Annotated in this window: 17 protein-coding genes and 1 riboswitch; of the genes, 6 read left to right on the top strand and 11 right to left on the bottom strand. The window is 72.9% G+C overall.

Annotated features, from left to right (window positions below; translation table 11 throughout):
- On the top strand, nt 1–2,940 hold the full coding sequence (locus E0H26_RS15150; protein WP_131304294.1) for a winged helix-turn-helix domain-containing protein: 2,940 nt from the start codon (nt 1–3) through the stop codon (nt 2,938–2,940).
- Nucleotides 2,941–3,128: 188 nt separating this feature from the next.
- On the opposite strand, the gene E0H26_RS15140 is transcribed toward E0H26_RS15150, so the two are convergent.
- Nucleotides 3,129–3,677, bottom strand: coding sequence for a DsbA family protein (locus tag E0H26_RS15140; RefSeq protein ID WP_131304439.1), 549 nt, complete (start codon nt 3,675–3,677; stop codon nt 3,129–3,131).
- A gap of 111 nt (nt 3,678–3,788) precedes the next feature.
- Nucleotides 3,789–4,478 (bottom strand): BON domain-containing protein, encoded by a 690-nt coding sequence (locus E0H26_RS15135; protein ID WP_131304293.1) that lies wholly within the window; start codon nt 4,476–4,478, stop codon nt 3,789–3,791.
- 311 nt (nt 4,479–4,789) lie between these two features.
- On the opposite strand from E0H26_RS15135, the gene E0H26_RS15130 reads away from it, so the two are divergent.
- Nucleotides 4,790–7,525, top strand: coding sequence for a cellulose-binding domain-containing protein (locus E0H26_RS15130; protein ID WP_131304292.1), 2,736 nt, complete (start codon nt 4,790–4,792; stop codon nt 7,523–7,525).
- 116 nt (nt 7,526–7,641) lie between these two features.
- Here E0H26_RS15130 and E0H26_RS15125 read toward each other — a convergent pair whose 3' ends face one another.
- Together E0H26_RS15125 and E0H26_RS29340 are read right to left on the bottom strand one after the other, a co-directional pair.
- Complete coding sequence (locus tag E0H26_RS15125; protein WP_131304291.1) at nt 7,642–8,046, bottom strand: hypothetical protein; 405 nt, start codon at nt 8,044–8,046, stop codon at nt 7,642–7,644.
- A gap of 172 nt (nt 8,047–8,218) precedes the next feature.
- Nucleotides 8,219–8,365: a hypothetical protein gene (locus E0H26_RS29340; RefSeq protein WP_165521882.1), complete on the bottom strand. Its 147-nt coding sequence runs from the start codon at nt 8,363–8,365 to the stop codon at nt 8,219–8,221.
- 341 nt (nt 8,366–8,706) lie between these two features.
- On the opposite strand from E0H26_RS29340, the gene E0H26_RS15120 reads away from it, so the two are divergent.
- Nucleotides 8,707–9,072, top strand: a complete 366-nt coding sequence (locus tag E0H26_RS15120) for an STAS domain-containing protein (protein ID WP_111218982.1) — start codon at nt 8,707–8,709, stop codon at nt 9,070–9,072.
- Nucleotides 9,073–9,149: 77 nt separating this feature from the next.
- On the opposite strand, the gene E0H26_RS15115 is transcribed toward E0H26_RS15120, so the two are convergent.
- The 4 genes from E0H26_RS15115 to E0H26_RS15100 form a co-directional block, all read right to left on the bottom strand.
- Complete coding sequence (locus tag E0H26_RS15115) at nt 9,150–10,250, bottom strand: coiled-coil domain-containing protein (RefSeq protein ID WP_131304290.1); 1,101 nt, start codon at nt 10,248–10,250, stop codon at nt 9,150–9,152.
- Nucleotides 10,251–10,254: 4 nt separating this feature from the next.
- Nucleotides 10,255–10,390: riboswitch (cyclic di-AMP (ydaO/yuaA leader) on the bottom strand.
- 152 nt (nt 10,391–10,542) lie between these two features.
- Nucleotides 10,543–11,457, bottom strand: coding sequence for a cation diffusion facilitator family transporter (locus tag E0H26_RS15110; RefSeq protein ID WP_131304289.1), 915 nt, complete (start codon nt 11,455–11,457; stop codon nt 10,543–10,545).
- Nucleotides 11,458–11,541: 84 nt separating this feature from the next.
- On the bottom strand, nt 11,542–13,656 hold the full coding sequence (locus tag E0H26_RS15105) for a HelD family protein (RefSeq protein WP_131304288.1): 2,115 nt from the start codon (nt 13,654–13,656) through the stop codon (nt 11,542–11,544).
- A gap of 112 nt (nt 13,657–13,768) precedes the next feature.
- The gene (locus E0H26_RS15100) at nt 13,769–14,683 is read right to left on the bottom strand and encodes an alpha/beta fold hydrolase (RefSeq protein WP_131304287.1); all 915 of its coding nucleotides are present in this window, start codon (nt 14,681–14,683) and stop codon (nt 13,769–13,771) included.
- Between the two features lie 149 nt (nt 14,684–14,832).
- Here E0H26_RS15100 and E0H26_RS15095 point away from each other — a divergent pair, with 149 nt between their 5' ends.
- On the top strand, nt 14,833–15,480 hold the full coding sequence (locus E0H26_RS15095; protein WP_131304286.1) for a carbonic anhydrase: 648 nt from the start codon (nt 14,833–14,835) through the stop codon (nt 15,478–15,480).
- Between the two features lie 65 nt (nt 15,481–15,545).
- Here E0H26_RS15095 and E0H26_RS15090 read toward each other — a convergent pair whose 3' ends face one another.
- The gene (locus E0H26_RS15090; RefSeq protein WP_121655853.1) at nt 15,546–15,875 is read right to left on the bottom strand and encodes a hypothetical protein; all 330 of its coding nucleotides are present in this window, start codon (nt 15,873–15,875) and stop codon (nt 15,546–15,548) included.
- A 311-nt stretch (nt 15,876–16,186) separates the two neighbouring features.
- On the opposite strand from E0H26_RS15090, the gene E0H26_RS15085 reads away from it, so the two are divergent.
- Nucleotides 16,187–16,678, top strand: coding sequence for a DUF3145 domain-containing protein (locus tag E0H26_RS15085; RefSeq protein ID WP_131304285.1), 492 nt, complete (start codon nt 16,187–16,189; stop codon nt 16,676–16,678).
- Nucleotides 16,679–16,773: 95 nt separating this feature from the next.
- Entirely contained in the window at nt 16,774–18,501 is a 1,728-nt protein-coding gene (locus E0H26_RS15080; protein WP_131304284.1) for a glycoside hydrolase family 3 protein, read from the top strand.
- Nucleotides 18,502–18,623: 122 nt separating this feature from the next.
- Here the strand turns inward: E0H26_RS15080 and fabF are convergent, their stop codons facing one another.
- On the bottom strand, nt 18,624–19,850 hold the full coding sequence (gene fabF / locus E0H26_RS15075; protein ID WP_131304283.1) for a beta-ketoacyl-ACP synthase II: 1,227 nt from the start codon (nt 19,848–19,850) through the stop codon (nt 18,624–18,626).
- 2 nt (nt 19,851–19,852) lie between these two features.
- Nucleotides 19,853–20,092 carry an acyl carrier protein gene (locus E0H26_RS15070; RefSeq protein WP_007072348.1) on the bottom strand — a complete coding sequence of 80 codons (240 nt, stop codon included), beginning with the start codon at nt 20,090–20,092 and terminating at the stop codon, nt 19,853–19,855.
- Between the last annotated feature and the right edge of the window lie 3 nt (nt 20,093–20,095).

Below are 20,095 nucleotides of genomic sequence, written 5' to 3'. Positions count from 1 at the left end.
ATGCTGGATGATCGCAGCGATGTCCGGGCCACCACGACGGCCCGTACGCCGGGCGGTCCGCCCCTGCTGGCGTCCCGCATGTCACCCGCCTTGCTGCCCGAGCCGGTGGTGCTGCGGCCCCGGCTGGCCCGTTTGCTGGACGACGCGGTGGCCCGGCCGGTCACCCTGCTCCGCGCGCCGGCGGGCTGGGGAAAGACCACCCTGCTCGCGTCCTGGCGGCGGACGGTGGTGGAGAACGAGCCCGATGCCCCGGCACCGGCCTGGGTCTCCGTCGAGGCCGGCGACGACGCGGACCGGCTCTGGGGGTACCTCGCGGCCGCGCTGCGCTCGATCGTGGACGTGGCGGCGGATCCGGCGACGATGCCGATACCCGACCGGCCGCCGCGACCGGACGAACTGGAGGTGCTGGCCGCCGCCCTCGCCGCCCGGGAACGGCCGGCGGTGCTGGTCCTCGACGACCTGCACCGCGTCACCGACCCGGCGGCGTTGGCCGGGCTGGAGTTCCTGCTGCGCCACACGGAACAGCGGCTGCGCCTGGTGGTGACCGGGCGTTCCGCCCCACCGCTGGCGGTGCAGCGGCTCCGGCTGGCCGGTGAGTTGACCGAGATCGGCCCGAACGAGCTGGCGTTCACCGGTGACGAGATCGCCGACCTGCTGGCCGCGCACGGGGCAGCGGTGCCGGTGGCGGCCGTGCGGCGGCTGCGGCAGCGTACCGAGGGCTGGCCGGCCGCGCTGCGGATCGCCGCGCTGGCCCTGCGCAGCCAACCGGACCCGGAACGCTGGATCGACCAGCTCGGTGCGGATCAGCCGGAGATCGCCGGCTACCTACGCGAGGAGGTGCTCGCCGGGCTGGCCCCGCAGGACCGTGAGCTGCTGCGCCGGGCCGCGGTCGCGGACACCGTCTGCGCCGGCCTCGCCCACGCGCTGGTCGGCGACGCGACCGCCGAGGGCCGGCTGAGCGCGCTCGCGGACGACGCCGGGTTGCTGCACCCGGACGGTGGCCACCCGCCGTGGTACCGCTGCCATCCCCTCCTGACCGACCTGTTGCAGCGCGAGTTGGGTCGGCTGCCCGCCGACGAGCTGCGTGATCTGCACCTGCGCGCCGGCAGCTGGTACGCCGGCAACGGCCGGCCGGCCGACGCGCTGCGGCACGCGCTGGCCGCCGGGGACTGGGTGAGCGCCGCCGACCTGTTCGTCACCCGGTGGCCGGAACTCGTCCCGTACGACCGGGTCGACCGGACCGGACCACCGCCCGCACCGCCTCCGCTGGATGCGGTGGCACGGGATCCGGAACTCGCGCTGGCGTGCGCCGCCGAACGGGCCCTCCACGGCGATCCGAGGGCGGCCGAGGCGCAGCTGCGGCTGGCCGCCGAGCACGGCCGCTCGCTGCCCGAGCCGCGCCGGGACCGGTTCGGCCGGCTGGTCGCCGCCGTGGAGCTCACCCTGGCCCGGTTGGCCGGCGATCCGGCGACGGTACGCGCTGCCGCGGCCCGCCTGCTCGCCACCGGGACCGCGCCGACGTCGGCTACCGGAGACTCCGTGGTCCCCGTCGAGGACGCCGGGGCACTGCGGACCGACGCGAGCGACGACGCCGACGTACGGGCGGTGGCCGGCATCGAGCTGGCCCGGCTGGCGCTGGACGCCGGTGAGCTGACCGAGGCGGCGGACGGGTTCGGGGCGGCGTTGACCGCCGCCCGGGTCGCCGGCCGGCCCCGCCCCGAGCTGGTCAGCGCCAGCCGCTGGGCACTGCTGGCGGCGCTGCGCGGACAGTTGCGCGCGGCCGAGGAGACGGCCCGCGCCGCCCTCGCGTTGCCGCCCTGCCAGGGCTGGTCGGCGCAGCTCGACTGCGGGTACGCCTACCTGGCCCTGGCGTTGGTAGCGCTGCACCGGGACCAGCCCGCCGAGGCGGAGGCGAACCTGACGCTGGCCGCCCCGGCCCTCGGTGAACCGCCGGCCGGCGCGCTGGCCGCCTGGTGCCGGTCGTACCTGCGCCACGACGAGGGCGACCTGACCGCCGCGCACCGCCTGCTCGGGGCGGCCCGCGAGTGTTGGTCGGGACGGTCCGGCCCGCTGGAAACCTGGCTGCTCGCCGCCGACGTGGACCTGCACAGCGCGCGGGGTGACCTGTCGACCGCCCGCGAACTGGCCACCGCCGGCCTGACCCGGCCCACCGCCACCGCCCCGTCCCGCCCGCCCGTCCCGGCCACTGGTCCGCCCGGGTCGACCGTGTCGGGCACTGCTGGTCCGCCCGGGTCGACGCTCCCGTCCGCTGGTCCGTCCGGGTCGACGCTCCCGTCCGCTGGTCCGTCCGGGTCTACTGTGTCGGGCGCTGCTGGTCCGGGGGGCGAGACCTTCCCGGCCGCCGCGCTGTCGGTGGCTGCGGCGCGGGTGGAACTGCGGGCCGGTGACCCGCACGCCGCCGCGCGCCTGCTGCCGGACTGGGCCGCGCCGGCGGCAACCGACTGGCCGCTGCCGGTACGCCTCGACGCCGCACTGCTCGACGCGGTGCTCGCCGCACGCGGCGGCGACGACCGCCGGGCTGGTCGCATCCTGGAGCAGGCGCTCGGCCTCGCCGCACCGGACGGCTACCGCCGACCGTTCACCCGGGCCGAGCCGGGCCTGCGGCACCTGCTCACCGCCCACCTCGACGCCGGTACGGCGCACTGGCCGATGGTCAGCGAACTGGTCCGTGTGGTGGACGTACCGGCGGAGTCGACCGTGGCCGGTGCCTCGGTGGCGCCACTGGACGAGCCCCTGACCGAGCGGGAGCTGACCATCCTGCGCTACCTCCAGAGCATCCTGTCCAACGTGGAGATCGCGGCCGAACTGTCGGTGTCGGTGAACACGGTCAAGACCCACGTACGCAACATCTACCGCAAGCTCGACGCCACCCGCCGCCGCGACGCCGTCCGCCGAGCCCGAGACCTCCACCTAATCTGACCCCCACCGCACCCCCACCCCCACCCCACCCTCACCCCGTGCCCACCGCTCCGTTGATCAAGAAGTTTTGGTCGCGGTAAGGGCCGCAGCGTGACCAAAACCTCTTGATCAACCGGGCGGCCGCCGGGGTGGAGGGGCGGCCGCCGGGGTGGAGGGGTGGAGACGGGGTGGGAGGGGGTGGAGGGGGGTTAGGTGGGGGTGGCGGCGTCGATGGTGGTGAGGAGGGTGGCCAGGTCGAAGTCGCCGTCGTGGCGGGTGCCGTTGACGAAGAGGGTCGGGCTGGCGTCGACGCCGCTGCGGATGGCGCCCACGAAGTCGTGCCGGATCCGGTCGCCCCCCGCGTGTCGCCCGATCTCCGCGTCCACCTCCTCCACCGGCAGCCCGAGCTGCTCGACGCCGAGCGTCAGGTGTACCGGATCCAACTGGTCCTGGTGTTCGTAGAGCCAGTCGTGCATCTCCCAGAACCGTCCCCGCCGGCCGGCGGCCTCGGCCGCCTCGGCGGCCGTCTCGGCGTACGGGTGGACGTTGGCGATGGGGAAGTGCCGGTACACCAGGCGGACGATGTCGGCCCGCTGCCGGAGCACCTCCCGCAGGTTGGCGTGCGCCTGGCCGCAGAAGGGGCACTGGTAGTCGCCGTACTCGACGACGGTCACCGGGGCGTCCGCCGGCCCCCGGACGTGGTCGCGTTCCGTGACGGGTGTACGGAGTCGCGCAGTGACCTGCAATGGCGTGGTCAGCCGATCGGTCATAACTGCCAGGCTCGTACCCGGCCGGGTGAGGGCGGCTCACCCGGCCCGGGTGGTTCGGCGCCGCCCGGCTCAGCGGAGTACGGGGGCGACCGCGATGGCTCAGCGGAGTACGGGGGCGACCGCGATGTGGTTCTGCACCTCGCGGATGCCCGGTGCGGACCAGACGACCCGCTCCACCTCGGCGCGTTCGGGCATCGAGTGCACCAGCCCGCCCAGCAGGACGGTGTCGCCGTGTACCCGTACCGTCACCTGTTCGGCGGCGGTGGCCCGGTTGCGGGCCAGCGCGTCGACGATCCGGTTGGCCAGGGTGGCACCGTCGGGGCGGGTCGCCGGCCGGACGCTGATGCCGTTGCTGACGCCGCGTACGCCGCTCAGCCGGTTGACCGACTCCTCGGCGGCCCGGCGCTGGTACTCCCACTCGACCTCGCCGTGCAGGGTGACCCAGCCTTCCGAGACCGTCACGTCGAGCTGCTCGACCGGTACGAAGGCGTGCCACTGTAGGGCGTGTTCGACCGCGCCGGCGATCTCCGGGTCGGTGCGCTCCGCGCCGGTGACCAGCCGTACGGCGACGTCGTTGGCGACCGCCCGGACCTGGGTGACGCGGTGGGCCGCCCGTTCCGCCGCCCACTTCTTGGCGTAGCTGTCCACCCGACCGGTGAGCGTCACCACGCCCTCCGCCACGGTCACCCCGATCTCGTGTGGCTGCACCCGGGGTTCCCAGTCCAGTTCGTCGAGTACTGCGGACCGGATGTCCTGGTCGGTGCGGTTGATCGTCGAAATGCTGGCCATCGGTCGCTCCTCTCTTCGGCCGTCGGTGGCGAGACCCCGCCGGGTCCGTGAGACCAGCCTGGCGGCCGTACCCCGCCGGGTCCGCGGGACCAGCCTGGTGGTCGTCCGGGTGATCCGGCCTCACCCGCGCCGGGGGAGATGCTTGGGAGCGCTTCCATATGACTTCCGGAAGGGCTAGGGTAAGCGCATTCCTCGGGTGCGGGAGCCATCGCGCCGGTGCCGGAGCCAGGGCAGCTCCGACGGGTGTTCCACGTACGTCGCCCTGCCCTCGGCACGGGGGTGTGGGGCGTGTCCCCCGAGAGGAAAACCAGATGCGGAGAAGTTTCGTCGGCGCGGTGGTGTCCGCGCTGGCCGCCGTCACAGCCGTGGTGGCGGTGCCGCTCACCGCCTCCTCGGCGCCGACCGCGCAGGTCGCCGCCGAGTCGTACACCTGGCGCAACGTCCGGATCGACGGCGGCGGCTTCGTTCCCGGCATCATCTTCAACCCGACCGAGCGCAACCTGATCTACGCCCGCACGGACATCGGTGGGGCGTACCGGTGGGATCAGGCCAACCAGTCCTGGATCCCGCTGCTGGACTGGGTGGGCGAGGACCGCTGGGGCTGGAACGGCGTGGTCAGCCTCGCCACCGACCCGGTGCAGACCAACCGGGTGTACGCCGCAGTCGGCATGTACACCAACAGCTGGGACCCGAACAACGGCGCGATCCTGCGCTCCACCGACAAGGGCAACACCTGGCAGGCGTTCGAGTTGCCGTTCAAGAACGGCGGCAACATGCCCGGCCGGGGCATGGGGGAGCGGCTGGCCGTCGACCCGAACCGCAACAGCGTCGTCTACTACGCCGCCGAGGGTGGCAACGGTCTCTGGCGCAGCACCGACTACGGCGCCACCTGGGCGAAGGTGACCAACTTCCCGAACGTCGGCAACTACGTCGCCGACCCGACCGACAGCAGCGGCTACCAGTCCCAGAACCAGGGCCTGACCTGGGTCGCCTTCGACAAGTCCACCGGCACCACGGGTAACGCCACGCAGACCGTCTACGTGGGCGTGGCGGACAAGCAGAACCCGGTCTACCGCAGCACCAACGGCGGCAGCACCTGGGAGCGGATTCCCGGTCAGCCCACCGGCTACCTGGCGCACAAGGGCGTCGTGGACCACGTCGGCGGTCACCTCTACATCGCCACCAGCGACACCGGCGGGCCGTACGACGGCGGCAAGGGCGACGTCTGGAAGTTCACCCGCGCCACCGGCACCTGGACGCGGATCAGCCCGATCCCGTCGAGCAGTTCCGACGCGTACTTCGGCTACAGCGGCCTGACCATCGACCGGCAGCGACCGAACACCCTGATGGTGGCCACCCAGATCTCCTGGTGGCCGGACGCGATCTTCTGGCGCAGCACCGACGGCGGCGCCACCTGGAGTCGGATCTGGGACTGGGGCAGTTATCCGCAGCGGGTCAAGAAGTACACCATGGACATCAGCTCGGTGCCGTGGCTGACCTTCGGCGCCAACCCGCAGCCGCCCGAGGAGACACCCAAGCTCGGCTGGATGAACGAGTCGGTGGAGATCGACCCGCACGACTCGAACCGGTTCATGTACGGCACCGGCGCGACCATCTACGGCAGCACCGACCTGACCCGATGGGACACCGGCGGCTCGTTCACCATCCGACCGATGGTCAAGGGCCTGGAGGAGACCGCGGTGCTCGACCTGGTCAGCCCGCCCTCGGGCGCACCGCTGGTCAGCGCGCTCGGCGACATCGGCGGTTTCCGGCACACCAACCTCGACGCGGTGCCGGCGCTGATGTTCACCCAGCCGGTCTTCACCAGCACCACCAGTCTGGACTACGCCGAGGCCAACCCGTCGGTGATGGTCCGGGCCGGCAACTTCACCGACGCCGACCGGCCGAACGACAGCCACGTGGCGTTCTCCACCGACGGCGGGGCGAACTGGTTCCAGGGCACCGAGCCCGGCGGGATCAACAACGGCGGCACGGTCGCCGCGGCGGCCAACGGCAGCCGCTTCGTCTGGGCGCCGGGCGACGCCGGCCAGCAGGTCGTCTACTCGGTCGGCTTCGGCAACTCGTGGACCGCCGCGACCGGCATCCCGGCCAACGCGACCGTCGAGTCCGACCGGGTGAACCCGAACAAGTTCTACGGCTTCAGCGGCGGCCGGTTCTACGTGAGCACCAACGGTGGGGCCAGCTTCACCGCCTCTGCCGCGACCGGGCTGCCCACCACCGGAAACGTACGGTTCAAGGCCCTGCCCGGTAAGGAGGGTGAGCTGTGGCTGGCTGGGCAGGGTGGGCTGTGGCGCTCCACCGATTCCGGGGCCACCTTCGTCAAGTCGACGAACGTCAGCACCTCGGGCAACATCGGCTTCGGCCGGGCGGCGCCCGGGCAGACGTACCCGGCGCTCTACCTGTACGGCACGGTCGGCGGCCAGCACGGGGTCTACCGGTCGGACGACACCGGGGCGAACTGGGTACGCATCAACGACGACCAGCACCAGTACGGCAATGCGGGTGACGCGCTCACCGGCGACCCCCGGGTCTACGGGCGGGTCTACCTCGGCACCAACGGCCGGGGCATCCTGGTCGCGGACCGGGCCGGCGGTAACCCGACGCCGACGCCGACGAGCCCGTCACCGAGCCCGACCAGCCCGACGCCGTCGCCCACCGGTCCGTCGCCAACCCCGGCGCCCACCAGCCCGTCCCCGTCCCCGACCACTCCGCCGCCGCCGGGCGGATGTTCGGCCACCTACCGCGTCTCCGGTTCGTGGCCCGGTGGGTTCCAGGGTGAGCTGGTGATTCGCAACGCGGGCACCGCGTCGATCAGTGGCTGGACGCTCGGTTGGACGTTCCCGAACGGCCAGCAGATCACCCAGGTCTGGGGCGGCACCCACACCCAGACCGGTGCGAGCGTCTCGCTGCGCGACGCCGGCTACAACGGCGCCCTGGCGCCCGGTGCCACCGCCACCGCTGGCTTCCTGGCCAGCGCCCCCGGCGCGAACAATCCACCTGCCACCATCACCTGCACCACCCGCTGACCGTCCACACCCGGTCAGCGCAGCGGGCCCCGTCCGACCGTCATGGTCGGGCGGGGCCCGTCACAGTGTCAGCCCGTCGACCCGCTGGCTCGGCCCGAGCCGCGGGCCGGCTGAAGTCAGCGGTCGGTCTCGGCGGGGGAGTCGGGGCGTTCGACGTCGACGAACTCGATGTCCTCGACTGAGCGGTCGCGACTACCGGCGGCGCGGGCGGCGGTGCCGGCAGCCCAGCCGATCGCGGCGCCGACCAGCGTCGCGCCGATCAGCAACGTCCAGGGCAGTGCGGGACGGCGCCCGGCCAGGGCGTCGAAGGCGCGGGTGGCCCGGCGGCGGGCCTCCTCGGCAGCCGACCCCATCACGTCGCCGGCATCGTCGGCCAGCCCCACCGAGGTGTGCCGGGCCGACCGGGCGGTGTCGCGGATGTTGTCACCCGCGCTGTTCACCGCCGACACGAGGTGTTGCCACGCGTGGTCCGCGATCCGTTCCGGCTTGCTGCGGCGTTCCAGCAGGTTGGTTCCGAACATGTGGTTCCCTCCTCGACGGTGCCGAGGGCGGTACCCGCATCAGACCTCCTCGGCGGCTTGCCCGGCGTGCGGCGGGGTGCGCCCAACGGAGGCTGTGCCCCACCGGACGCCATCGCAAACCAGGACGGCCGATCAAGTGCCGCCGTGCCGGGTCGCGGTGGCCCGTCGAGGGTCAGCGGGACAGCACCACGGCGACGCTGCCCCGGGCGAAGTCGTCGTCATCGTCGTCGTCATCGTCTTCGCCGCCGCCGAACCCGCAGGCCAACACGAGGGCGAGCAGGGCGCTGACACCGGCCAGGGTGGCGAGTCTGCGAAGCATGTCGTCGTCCTCTCGTCGTAGCGGTCAGTCGTGATGCTAGGCACACTTGTCCAGTAGCCGCACGCCGGCTACCAGCGGTGCTGGCTTTGCGGCGAGCGCGTCGTCGGGTCGGACGTCAAACGGACTGGCGCCGGGCCGTTACCCTGGTTCGGCGACGTGGGCTGGCAGCCAGAGCGTCGAGTGATAGGACATGAAAAGTCCGGATAAGGGCGACTTGGAACGCCCCTGTCCGCGAATTGCTCATCCCGAGGGGTGGCGACCGAGGCCGTTGGAGGAATACTCTCGGTCGCGGCCCGCGTACTGATGAGGCGCCCGTCGTACGGGCGAGTGGAGGTGCTCGCGTGAGCCTGTCGATCCTGCAAACGGTTCGGCCTGGTGGTGTCATCGAGATCGCCCCGCGGGGCGAGATCGACGTCGACACCGCGTACGAGGTGAAAGAGGCCATTGCCGAGGTGCTGGCCAAGGGGCGTCCGGCCCGGATCGAGCTCAACATGCGGCTGGTCACCTTCATCGACTCGGTGGGCATCAGCGCGATGGTCGCCGGCTTCCAGACCGCCGAGGTCAGTGGCGTGAAACTGGTCGTCACCGAGCCGAGCCGGTTCGTGCACCGGCAGCTCTGGGTGACCGGCCTGCTCGGCCTCTTCGGCGCTCCCGAGCCGTACTACGCCGGTGCCGCCGCGACACCCGAGGTCCTTCCGGGGGCCTGAACCCGTCAACCGACGAACGACGCCGGGTGGGCCACCTGTAGGGCGGCCCACCCGGCGTGTCGTTCGGGGGCGATCGGTCAGTACACCGACAGGTGGACGTGGTTGGTGTGGTCGCTGGACGGGTCGCCGCGCCCGCCGCTGTACGCCCGCCAACCGCTGCTGGGCAGCCAGATCTGCTTGTACCAGATCACGTACAGCACGGCGAGCCGGTCGGCGTTGTTCACGTAGTACGCCGCCAGGTTGTTGCCGTACGTCCGGTCGCCGCCCGTGGCGACCCCGCCGAAGCCGTTCTTCTGGGCCGCGAAGTCGCAGGCCCGACCCTTGGGGTGCTCGCCGGAGCCGCCGGAGCGGTAGCAGGAGACATACCGGGTGAAGCCGGCCGACTTGGCCTGGTTGAGCGCGTGCAGCGTGCGCGGGGTGATGCAGCCGTTGGCCGGGGTCGGGTCGTTGACGCTGCACGACTCCGCCGGCCACGAGCCGTCCGAGTTGCGCGGTGCGGGCTTGGCCGTCGGGCTGGAACCGCCGCTGCGGACCGGGGCGCGGTTGGCGCGCTCGGCCGCCTGGGCGCGCTCGGCCGCCTCCGCCCGTTCGTTCGCCACGGTCAGCGCCCGCTCGGCCTGGTCCTTGCGCTTGGCCATCACGGCCACCTGCTTGCGCTGCTCCTGGACCTCCACATCCAGCGCCTGCTTGGTCTTGCTGACCTCGTCGCGGGTGGCCCGCAGCTCGCCCAGGGCGCGCTCCTCGTTGGCGGCCACCGCGTCCAGCGCCGCCGCCCGGTCCATGAAGCCGGCCGGGGAGCCGCTGTTCAGCAGCGCCGACGCGGCGCCGAGCCGGCCCGAGCGGTACGCCGTGGCGGCGATCTCGGCGACCTTGGCGCCGCGTTCGGTGAGTTGGCCCTCGGTGGCGGTGAGCTGTTCGGCGAGCTGCTTCTGGCGCTTGACCGAACGGTCCAGCGCGGCCTTGGCGTCGAGGTAACCCTTGCTGGCCGCCTCCAACTGGGCCCGCAGCGCCGGGGTGCCGCCCTCGTCGCCGACGTCGCTGGGGGCTGCCGCCCGCAACCCGGCAGGTGCGGCCGCGGCGGGGCCGGGAACGAGCGCGACACCCACGGCGAGGGCGAGCGCCGCGCAGATCAGGGCCGCCGTCCGGGCGGCCGGTTTCTCGGTTGCCACTGCTGGCATGCACATGTCCTTCCGTCAGCCGCCGACCGGGTTAGCTGACGGGTTCGGGACGGAAGATCCCTACCGCGCGTACGCGCGGATGCACCCCAGGAACGTGGTTCCCCGGTTCGCCCTGACGGGCGATTAGGCGGCGGCCGCCGCCGGCACCGTTGAGTGCCGCCTGGCGGAGGCCGGGTCCGAGCCTACCGGTGCTGCTGTGGCCCACGCAGCCAGTGTGACTCCTGGTGTTCGCCTGGTGACCAGTAAATCAGACATAAGTCATCAACTCTGCGTTTAGTTGAGCTTTGTCTCATTACCACTCGACGGCCCCGCAGGCCCCAGGAGCCGCCCCCGGCTCGACCTGCAGGGTGGCGTGCTCGATGTGGAACTCCTCCCGCAGGGCGGCGCGGGCTGCCGCCAGGATCCCGCCGACATCGGCGCCAGGGGTCACCGTCAGGTGGGCCGAGGCGACGTCCATGCCGGAGGTGAGCGTCCACACGTGCAGGTCATGGACGCCGGCCACGCCGGGCACCGTGGCCAGGCGGTCGTAGACCGCGGTCACCTGGAGGTGTTCCGGGGCGGCCTGCACCAGGATGCGCAGCGCGGCCCGGCCCAGGCGCCAGGTCCGGGGCAGGATGAACAGGCCGATCGCGACCGCGACCAGCGGATCGGCCCACCACCAGTCGGTCAGTGCGATCAGCGCCGCCGCGCCGATCACGCCCAGCGAGCCGAGCAGGTCTCCCAGCACCTCGAGGTACGCCCCACGCAGGTTGATGCTCTCCTGTGCCCCGGGGCGCAGCAGCACGAACGCGACGATGTTGGCGATCAGGCCGAGCACCGCCACGACCAGCACCGGGCCGGCCAGCACCTCGGGCGGGTCGCCGAACCGCCGTACCGCCTCGACCAGCACGTACACCGCGACCCCGGAGAGCAGTACGGCGTTCGCCAGCGCGGCCAGCACCTCCAGGCGGTAGAGCCCGAAGGTGCGCTGCGGATCGGTGCGGGCCCGGCGGGTCGCGGCGACGGCCGCGAGGGCCATCCCGATGCCCAGGACGTCGGTGAACATGTGCCCGGCGTCGGAGAGCAGGGCCAGTGAACCGGTGCGCAGCGCGGTCGCCGCCTCGACCACCATCAGGATGCTGAGCAGCGCGAACGCCGCCCACAGTCGGCCAAAGTGGCGGTGCGCGGCGTTCGACGCCGCGGCCTGGTGGTCATGGCCCGGACCCACGCAGACACCTTGCGTCGTCGGCCGTCCCGACGGCGGAACTATGCCAACATCGCTATGTGTGCAACCGTCGGCCGGTCCGCCGTCTCACTCGGCCACGTCGACCGTGGTCAGCCGTTGGGTGGCCCGGGACAGCGCGACGTAGAGCGTACGCACGCCCGAGTCGGGCACCGCCCGGATCTCGCCCGGCGCGACCAGCACCACCCCGTCGTACTCCATGCCCTTGGCCTCCAGGCTCGTCACCACCTGGAGACGTTCCCCGCCGAGCCCACCCAGCCAGGCCGCCACCTCGTCCCGGCGGGGCACCGGAGTGATCACCCCGACGGTGCCCTCGACCTCGTCGAGCAGGGCGCTCGCGGCGGTCACCACGCTCGTCGCCAACTCGGCGGGCGGCACCACCAGTCGAATCGGGTCGACCCCGGTGGAACGGACGGCGGTGGGCAGCGGGAGATCCGGGTACACCCGGCGGATCTCCTCGGCTGCCACCGCGAAGATCTCCGCCGAGTTGCGGTAGTTGGTGGTGAGCGTGAAGCGGTGCCGCCGTCGCCGGCCCAGTGCCTGGTCCCGGGCCCGGGTCAGCTCCTGCGGATCGCCCGTCCACGCGGTCTGCGCCGGGTCACCCACCACGGTCCAGGAGGCCAGTCGGGCCCGTCGGCCGATCATCCGCCACTGCATCGGCGAGACGTCCTGCGACTCGTCGACCACCACGTGGGCGTAGTCGCGGTAGTCCTCCGGGCGTTCCCGGGCGGCCTGCCGGGCGGCCCGCTGCCGATCGGCGAAGGTGCTCAGCTCGCGGACCCCGCCGGCCAACTGGTACGGGTCCCGCTTGGGGCGGGCCCGGCGCATCGGCTTGCCCAGCAGCGCGTCCAGTTCGTCGAGCAACGCGGCGTCGGCGACGGTCGGCCCGTCGGCGGCCAGCCCCCGGTACGCCTGGCTCAGCAACCGGATCTCGGAACCGGAGAGGATGCCGGTGCCGTACCGCCGCAGCCGCTCCGGGTCGGCCAGCCAACCGAGCACGTGCCGGGGATGCAGTCGGGGCCACCACGCCTTCAGGAAGTCCCGGAAGTCGGTGCGCTCGATCAACTCGTCCTCGAAGGCGCGCTGCTCGGGTAGCCCGGCGATGCCCAGCCGGCGGGCCTGCGCCCAGAGCGCGGCGAGCACGCCGTCGAAGCCGGCCCGGCGTACCTCGTTGCGGCGGGCGCCCCGCGCCAGGGCCCGGTTCCAGACCGCGTCCAGCTCGGTCCGGTCCAGCCGCAACAGCTGTCCCCGGTACAGCAGGCGCAGCTCGGTCGGGGCGCCCGGCGCGATGTCCCGGGCGGCGCGCTCCAGGACCCGACGCATCCGCAGCGACCCCTTGATCGTGGCCACCTGGGGCGGGTCGGTACGGGTGGCGGCCAGGCCGGGGAAGAGGCTGCCCAGCGAGTGCAGGGTGGCGGTGTCCTCGCCCAGCGACGGCAGCACCGAGGCGATGTAGGAGACGAAGACCGAGGACGGGCCGACGACCAGGATCCCGCCCCCGGCGTACCGGCTGCGGTCGGCGTAGAGCAGGTACGCGGCGCGGTGCAGTGCCACCGCCGTCTTGCCGGTGCCCGGACCGCCGGAGACGAGCGTGACCCCGGAACCGGGGGAGCGGATCGCCTCGTCCTGCTCCCGCTGGATGGTCGCGACGATGTCGCGCATGCCCCGACCGGTGGTACGGGAGAGGGTGGCCAGCAGCGCGCCGTCACCGACCACCGACATCTCCGGCGGTGCGGCGTCCGGGTCGAGCAGGTCGTCCTCGATCCGGGTGACCCGTTCGCCGCTGGACTGGATCGTCCGGCGCCGCACCACCCCGAGCGGCTCGGCGGGAGTCGCCTGGTAGAACGCGGCGGCGGCCGGGGCCCGCCAGTCGACCACCAGCGTGCTGGCGTCCTCGTCGCGGATGCCGAGCCGCCCGACGTAGAGCACCTGCCCGTCACGCAGGTCGAGCCGCCCGAAGACCAGCCCCTCGTACTCGGCGTCGAGCAGGTGACGTCGCTGCGCGGCGTGGAAGACCATCGCGTCGCGTTCGACAAGTGCGCCGAAGTTGCCGACCCGGGCCAGCCGGTAGCCGTCGCGTTCGGCGCGGACCGCCGCGCGCCGCAGCTCGGCCAGTCGTGCGTACACCCGGTCGAGATGCCGTTGCTCGACGGCGATCTCCTGATCCAGGGTGCTCTGATCCACCGCTCGCTTCCCCTCGTGACGCCGGCCGGCCAACCGCACGAGATTACGCCCCGCCGCTTAGGTGCAAGGAAGGGCACCTTGTTAACGCCTCAGGTAGAGCAGGGGGCCCTTGTTAACAGCGGTGGGCGGGGCTGGCGTCGAGCACCCGGCGCAGCACGCCGGACAGCGCGGCGTTGACCTCCTCGGGGCGTTCCATCATCAGCATGTGGCCGGCCCCGGGACACACGGTCAGCTCGGTGGCCGGCAGCGCCGCGGCGATCGACTCCGCACACGGTGGTGGGGTGAGCCGGTCCCGGTCGCCGACCAGCGCGGCGGCCGGCAGGTGCGCCAGCGCGGCGAGCGTCGCCAGCCGGTGTTGGGTGCCGATCGACGCCCGGAACCCGCCGATCGAACGCAGCGAGGCGTGCGCCACCGCCGAGGTGACCAGGCGGATGTCGACCGGATCGCAGCGCTCACCGAAGAGCATCCAGCGGATGCTGGGCCGCAGCGCCCGCAGCAGGGCCTGGGGCGGGCGCCACGAGCCGCAGCGGGCCAACACCCCGGCCCCGGTGGTCTCGGCCAGCCGGATGATCCGGGCGATCCGTGGCGACAGGCCGTAGACGGTGTGCGTGTGCCCCTCGGCCGTGGTGGAGACGAAGACCAGACCGGCCGTGCGGCGCGCGAAGTGGTCCGGGTGGCGGTGGGCGTACTCCATGATCGTCATGCCGCCCATCGAGTGGCCGACCAGCACCACCCGGCCGGCGGGGGCGACCGCGTCCAGCACCGCCGCCAGGTCGTCGCCGAGCTGGGCCAGCGTGGCCGTGGGCAGGGTCATGCAACTGGAGCGCCCGTGCCCGCGTGCGTCGTAGCTGACCACCCGCACCGTGGGGTACGTCTCGCGCAGGGCCGCCAACTGGCGGTGCCAGCTGCGCCCGTCCAACGTCCAGCCGTGCAGCAGCACCGCGGTGACCTCGGCGTCCGCCGGACCGCTGGTCTCCACGTGCAGGCGTACGTCGTCGGGTAGCCGTACCTCGATCCGCTCTGGCATCGCCACCTCCCCACGACCGCGCGGATGCGTAACACCGGGGATACCCGGTGGTAACAGCGGCTACCCGTCATGACACCACGCGAACCGGGACGTTGAGAAGATTCCCAACCGGCCCCGGGGTGCGCGGCGACGGGGTCAAGCTGGATGGCATGGCAGTGTCGCGGGCAGCGCCCAGCGGGTCCGTGCCGCCCGGCCGGGCGCCCGGCGGAAGCCCGCGTACCGCCCTGGCCGAGCTGCTCACCGGCAACCGCCGCTTCGTCAGCGGCCAACCGGTGCACGGGCACGACGTGACCGCGGCGGCCGCGAGCGCCTCGGGTGATCAGCAGCCGTACGCCGTCCTGCTCGGCTGCATCGACTCGCGAGTGCCGCTGGAGGCGATCTTCGACCAGACCTTCGGTTCGATCTGCGTGATCCGTACCGGCGGGCACGTGCTGGACCGGGCCGTGCTCGGCTCGATCGAGTACGTGGTCGACGTGCTGGGCGTACCGCTGGTGATGGTGCTGGGGCACGAGCGCTGCGGCGCGGTCGACGCCACGGTGGCGGCGTTGCGCGCCGGTCGACGCCCCCCGGGCGCGCTGGCCCACCTGGTCGACCGGATCGCCCCCGCGGTGACCGAGGTGGGGCTGGACGATCCGCAGATCCAGCCGTTGGCGGTCCGCCGGCACGTCCACCGTACGGTGGCCACGCTGCGCGCCGATCCGCTGCTGGTCGCGCCCATCGGCGCGGGACGGGTCGCGGTGGCCGGCGCGGTCTACGACCTCGCCACCGGCGAGGTGGCCCTGCTCGACCCGCCCTGACCGCCGCCGACGACGAACGCCCGCCGGGTGGGAACCCGACGGGCGTTCGTGGTGGTACGTGCGGCTCAGCCCTCGAAGACGCCGGCCTCGACCAGGCGCTTCTCGGTGGCGTCCCAGCCGTCGCCCGGGTGGGTGGCGTTCAGGTTGTTGATCTCCGCCCGGATCTTGGCGGCGTGGCCGGCGGCGGCCAGCACCCGGATCTCCTCGACGAAGGCCTCGGAGTCGGTACGCAGGTGCGCGGTCTTGCCGTTGGTCAGGTTCCGCACGTAGGCGTGCTTGCCGCCGTTGAGCGGGATCAGGTACTTGAACTCGCCCAGCACGCTGAGGGCGCCACCCTGGCCAGCCTGGCCGGCCCGGACTGACGCGCGCGCGGTCTTAGAGGTGTTGCTCGCCACGGAGGTACTCCTTGCAAGACGTACGGAGGACGAAACGTCCGGGGGCTGTTGCGGGTGTCACCCGATGGGTGACCCGCGAGAGGCTTACGCGGCACAGGCCGCCGATGGAACTGTACACGACCCACGATCCCGGCTGGTCATCGCGGCGTCACGAGGTGGAACGGCGGTCACCTGTCCGGGTATTCCGGCCGGCGGATTTTCCGATTCCCTGGCGTACCATCCGTCACAGCAGTCATCATGTGTTCCAGCAACGCACCCGGGGTCGGGCGAGGTCGTAGGGGAAGACGCACCTCGCTCTCCGGGAGGTCACCGTGCCAACGCGTGGCGTCGTATACGTCCATTCGACCCCGCTCGCCGTGTGCTCACACGTCGAGTGGGCGATCGCGCGCGTCCTCGCCGCGCCGGTCAACCTGCAATGGACTGCTCAGCCCGTCGATCCCGGCGCCCGCCGGGCCGAATGCGGCTGGTCCGGTCGTCCGGGAACGGGCGCCGAGTTGGCTGCTGCCCTCCGGCAGTGGCCCATGATCCGTTTCGAGGTCACCGAGGAACCCAGTCCGGGCGCCGACGGTGAACGTTTCATGTACGTACCGGGCCGTGGGCTGTTCCGGGCCACCGTGGGTGCCGCTGGCGACATCCAACTCGGCGAGGACCGGTTGCGCACCCTCATGGCCGCCGCACGCGGACCCGAGGCGCTGGCGCACGCCCTGGACAAGGCGCTCGGCACCGCCTGGGACGCCGAGCTGGAGCCGTACCGCTACGCCGGAGACGGAGCCCCGGTGACGCTGCTCACCCGGGTCGGCTGAGGGGCGGCCCGGCCACCCGGACGCCTGCGTACGGCGCTGGCGGCCCGCCGGGCGCAGTCCGGCCGAGTTGCCCCGATACGCGGTGAGCTGGTGGGATGGGCGGCGTGTCGACTACCCCTCGGCGTGTCGTCGCCGTGCTCGTCGCCGTGACCATGCTGCTCGCCTCCGGTTGCTCGGACGCCGGGCAGCGCCCCGGATCGGCCCCGCCGTCCGGCTCGGCCGAGCCGGCGCCGCCGTCGAGCGCGCCGCCGGACGATCCGGCCACCCGGGCCGCCGCCCTGGTCGCCGAACTCGCCGACGAGGATCTGGTCGGCCAGGTGCTCATGCCGTACGCGTACGGTGACCGCGCGACGGAGGTGTCGGCCGGCTCGGCGGCCGGCAATCGGGCCCTCGCCGGGGTGGACACCCCGGCCGAGATGATCGAGAAGTACCGACTCGGTGGGCTGATCCTGGTCGGTTTCAGCGCGGACGATCCCACCCAGGGCAACCAGCCGACCACCAACGTCGACAACCCGAAGCAGGTTCGGGAGCTGACCACCGGGCTGCGTGCGGCCGCCGGGAAGCTGCCCGCCGGCGCGGCGCCCCTGCTCATCGGCACCGACCAGGAGTACGGCGTGGTCACCCGGGTCACCGAGGGGGTGACCATGCTGCCCAGCGCCCTCGCCGCCGGGGCCGCCGGTGACCCCGCCCTGACCGAGGCGGCCTGGCGGGCCGCCGGCACCGAGCTGGCCGCGATGGGCATCAACGTCGACTTCGCACCGGTCGCCGACGTGCTGGTCACCCGCAGCGCGGTGATCGGGTCCCGGTCGTTCGGCGCGAATCCGCAGCGCGCCGCGGAGCAGGTCGGCGGCGCGGTACGCGGACTGCAGGCCGCTGGCGTGGCCGCCACCGTGAAGCACTTCCCGGGGCACGGGCACAGCGCCGACGACTCCCACCAGGACCTGCCCGTACTCGGCCAGTCCCGCAAGAAGCTGGCGGCCGAGGCGTGGCCGCCGTTCACCGCCGGCATCGAGGCCGGCGCGCTGGCCGTGATGTCCGCCCACCTCGACGTCCGCTCGGTCGACCCCGGGGTGCCGGCGACCTTCTCGTACAAGCTGCTCACCGAGGTACTGCGGGGCGAACTCGGCTTTCAGGGCGTAGTGATCACCGACGGCATGAACATGCCACCCGCGCGCCGTTGGGGGCCGGGGGAGGCCGCCGTACGCGCCCTGAAGGCCGGCAACGACCTGATCCTCATGCCGCCGAACGTCAGCCAGGCGTACGACGGGCTGCTGGCGGCCCTGCGCGACGGCACGCTGCCCCGGGCACGGCTGGTGGAGGCGGTCACCCGGGTGCTGACCATGAAGTTCACCCTGGCCGGCGAGGCGGCGCCGGAGCTGTCCACGCTGGCTGCCCCGGCGCACCGCGCGGCGGCCCGGGCGCTGGCCGCCGCCGCGGTGACCGTCCTGCGCGGCCGGTGCGACTCGGTCGCGATTTCCGGGCCGGTCACCGTCACCTCCTCGGGTGGCCGGGCGCACACCCGGGCCATGCTGACCGAGGCGCTGACCGAGGCCGGGGTGCGGGTGGTGCCCAGCGGCGGCAAGATCGTCCACCTGGTCGGGTACGGCGACCGTGCCAAGGACCTGCGCGCCGACGCCACGGTGACGGTCGCCATGGACACCCCGTACGTGCTGGCCGGGGCGACCTCGCCGACGCTGCTGGCCACGTACTCGTCGAGCCGGGCCGCGATGGAGGCACTGGCCGAGGTGCTCGCCGGCACGGCCCGACCGCAGGGCCGCTCCCCGGTCAAGGTGCCCGGACTGCCCGCCACGACCTGCGGCTAGGTGCTGTCTCGCGGATCTTGGTACGAAATGGCCCTCATGGGGTCATTTCGTACCAAGATCCGCGACACACGGGCCCCCGCTGACGCGTGGTGGCGTCGGCGGGGGCCCGATGGCCGCGAAACTCAGACGCGGGTGAAGACGAGGGCCACGTTGTGACCGCCGAAGCCGAACGAGTTGTTCAGCGCCGCGGAAATGGACAACTCGCGGGCCTTGTTGGCGACCACGTCGAGGTCGAGTCCATCGTCCGGGTCGTCCAGGTTGATCGTCGGCGGCACCACGCTGTCGCGGATCGCCAGGATCGTCGCGATCGACTCCAGTGCGCCGGCGGCGCCGAGCAGGTGCCCGGACATGGACTTGGTGGCGGTCAGCACCGGGTGGTCGCCCAGCGCCTGGTGCAGCGCCTTGATCTCGGCCAGGTCGCCCACCGGCGTCGAGGTGGCGTGCGCGTTGACGTGCGCGATGTCGGCCTTCGCGACATCCGCGTCGGCGATCGCCTTCGCGATGGCCCGGATCGCCCCGGCACCCTCCGGGTGCGGCTGGACGATGTCGTAGCCGTCGGAGGTGATACCGGCCCCGGCCAGCCGCGCGTACACCCGGGCGCCCCGGGCGGCGGCGTGCTCGGCGCGCTCCAGCACCACGATGCCGGCACCCTCGCCGAGGACGAACCCGTCCCGGCCCTTGTCCCACGGCCGGGAAGCCCGCTCCGGGTCGTCGTTGCGGGTCGACATGGCCCGCATCGACGCGAAACCGGCGATCGGCAGCGGGTGGATGACCGCCTCGGTGCCGCCGGCCACCACCACGTCGGCGCGGCCGGCCCGGATCATGTCCAGACCCAGCGCGATCGCCTCCGCGCCGGTGGCGCAGGCGCTGGCCACCGAGTGCACGCCGGCCCGGGCGCCGAGTTCCAGGCCCACCCAGGCCGCCGGGCCGTTGGGCATCAGCATGGGCACGGTGTGCGGGGAGACCCGACGCGGGCCGGAGGCCTCCAGGATGTCGTCCTGGGCGAGCAGGGTGACGGCACCACCGATGCCGGAGCCGACGCTGACCCCCAGCCGCTCCGGGTCCAGCCCGGCGTCGGCCAGGCCGGAGTCCGCCCAGGCCTGGTGGGCGGCGATCAGGGCGATCGCCTCGGAACGGTCCAGCCGGCGCAGCTTCACCCGGTCCAGCACGGTGGCCGGATCGACCGCGAGCTGGGCGGCGATCCGGACGGGCAACTGCTCGGCCCACTCCTGGGTGAGTGCACTCACCCCGGAGCGGCCGTTGAGCATGGCGTCCCAGGTCGACGCGACGTCCCCGCCCAGCGGGGTGGTCGCGCCGAGCCCGGTGACGACGACGTCGGAGCGACTCATGATCAGGACTGCGCCTCGATGTAGCTGACGGCGTCGCCGACCGTCTTGAGGTTCTGCACCTCGTTGTCCGGAATCTTGACGCCGAACTTCTCCTCGGCCGCCACCACGACCTCCACCATGGAGAGCGAGTCGACGTCCAGGTCGTCGGTGAAGGACTTCCCCTCGGCCACGTCGTCCGGGTTCACCCCGGCAACCTCTTCGAGGATCTCGGCGAGGCCGGCGGTGATCTCGTCACGGGTCATTGC

Source organism: Micromonospora zingiberis (assembly GCF_004331455.1).
Classification (GTDB): Bacteria; Actinomycetota; Actinomycetes; order Mycobacteriales; family Micromonosporaceae; genus Micromonospora; species Micromonospora zingiberis.
Note: the sequence above shows the minus strand (reverse complement) of the source record. Positions and strands in the feature narration are given on the sequence as shown.

Excerpts from the sequence above, each read along its gene's own strand:
- fabF (WP_131304283.1), bottom strand. The coding sequence starts at position 19,850 with ATGAGTCGCTCCGACGTCGTCGTCACCGGGCTCGGCGCGACCACCCCG.
- E0H26_RS15150 (WP_131304294.1), top strand. The coding sequence starts at position 1 with ATGCTGGATGATCGCAGCGATGTCCGGGCCACCACGACGGCCCGTACG.
- E0H26_RS15130 (WP_131304292.1), top strand. The coding sequence starts at position 4,790 with ATGCGGAGAAGTTTCGTCGGCGCGGTGGTGTCCGCGCTGGCCGCCGTC.
- E0H26_RS15125 (WP_131304291.1), bottom strand. The coding sequence starts at position 8,046 with ATGTTCGGAACCAACCTGCTGGAACGCCGCAGCAAGCCGGAACGGATC.
- E0H26_RS15100 (WP_131304287.1), bottom strand. The coding sequence starts at position 14,683 with ATGCCAGAGCGGATCGAGGTACGGCTACCCGACGACGTACGCCTGCAC.
- E0H26_RS15070 (WP_007072348.1), bottom strand. The coding sequence starts at position 20,092 with ATGACCCGTGACGAGATCACCGCCGGCCTCGCCGAGATCCTCGAAGAG.
- E0H26_RS15135 (WP_131304293.1), bottom strand. The coding sequence starts at position 4,478 with ATGGCCAGCATTTCGACGATCAACCGCACCGACCAGGACATCCGGTCC.
- E0H26_RS29340 (WP_165521882.1), bottom strand. The coding sequence starts at position 8,365 with ATGCTTCGCAGACTCGCCACCCTGGCCGGTGTCAGCGCCCTGCTCGCC.
- E0H26_RS15080 (WP_131304284.1), top strand. The coding sequence starts at position 16,774 with ATGGGCGGCGTGTCGACTACCCCTCGGCGTGTCGTCGCCGTGCTCGTC.
- E0H26_RS15115 (WP_131304290.1), bottom strand. The coding sequence starts at position 10,250 with ATGCCAGCAGTGGCAACCGAGAAACCGGCCGCCCGGACGGCGGCCCTG.
- E0H26_RS15095 (WP_131304286.1), top strand. The coding sequence starts at position 14,833 with ATGGCAGTGTCGCGGGCAGCGCCCAGCGGGTCCGTGCCGCCCGGCCGG.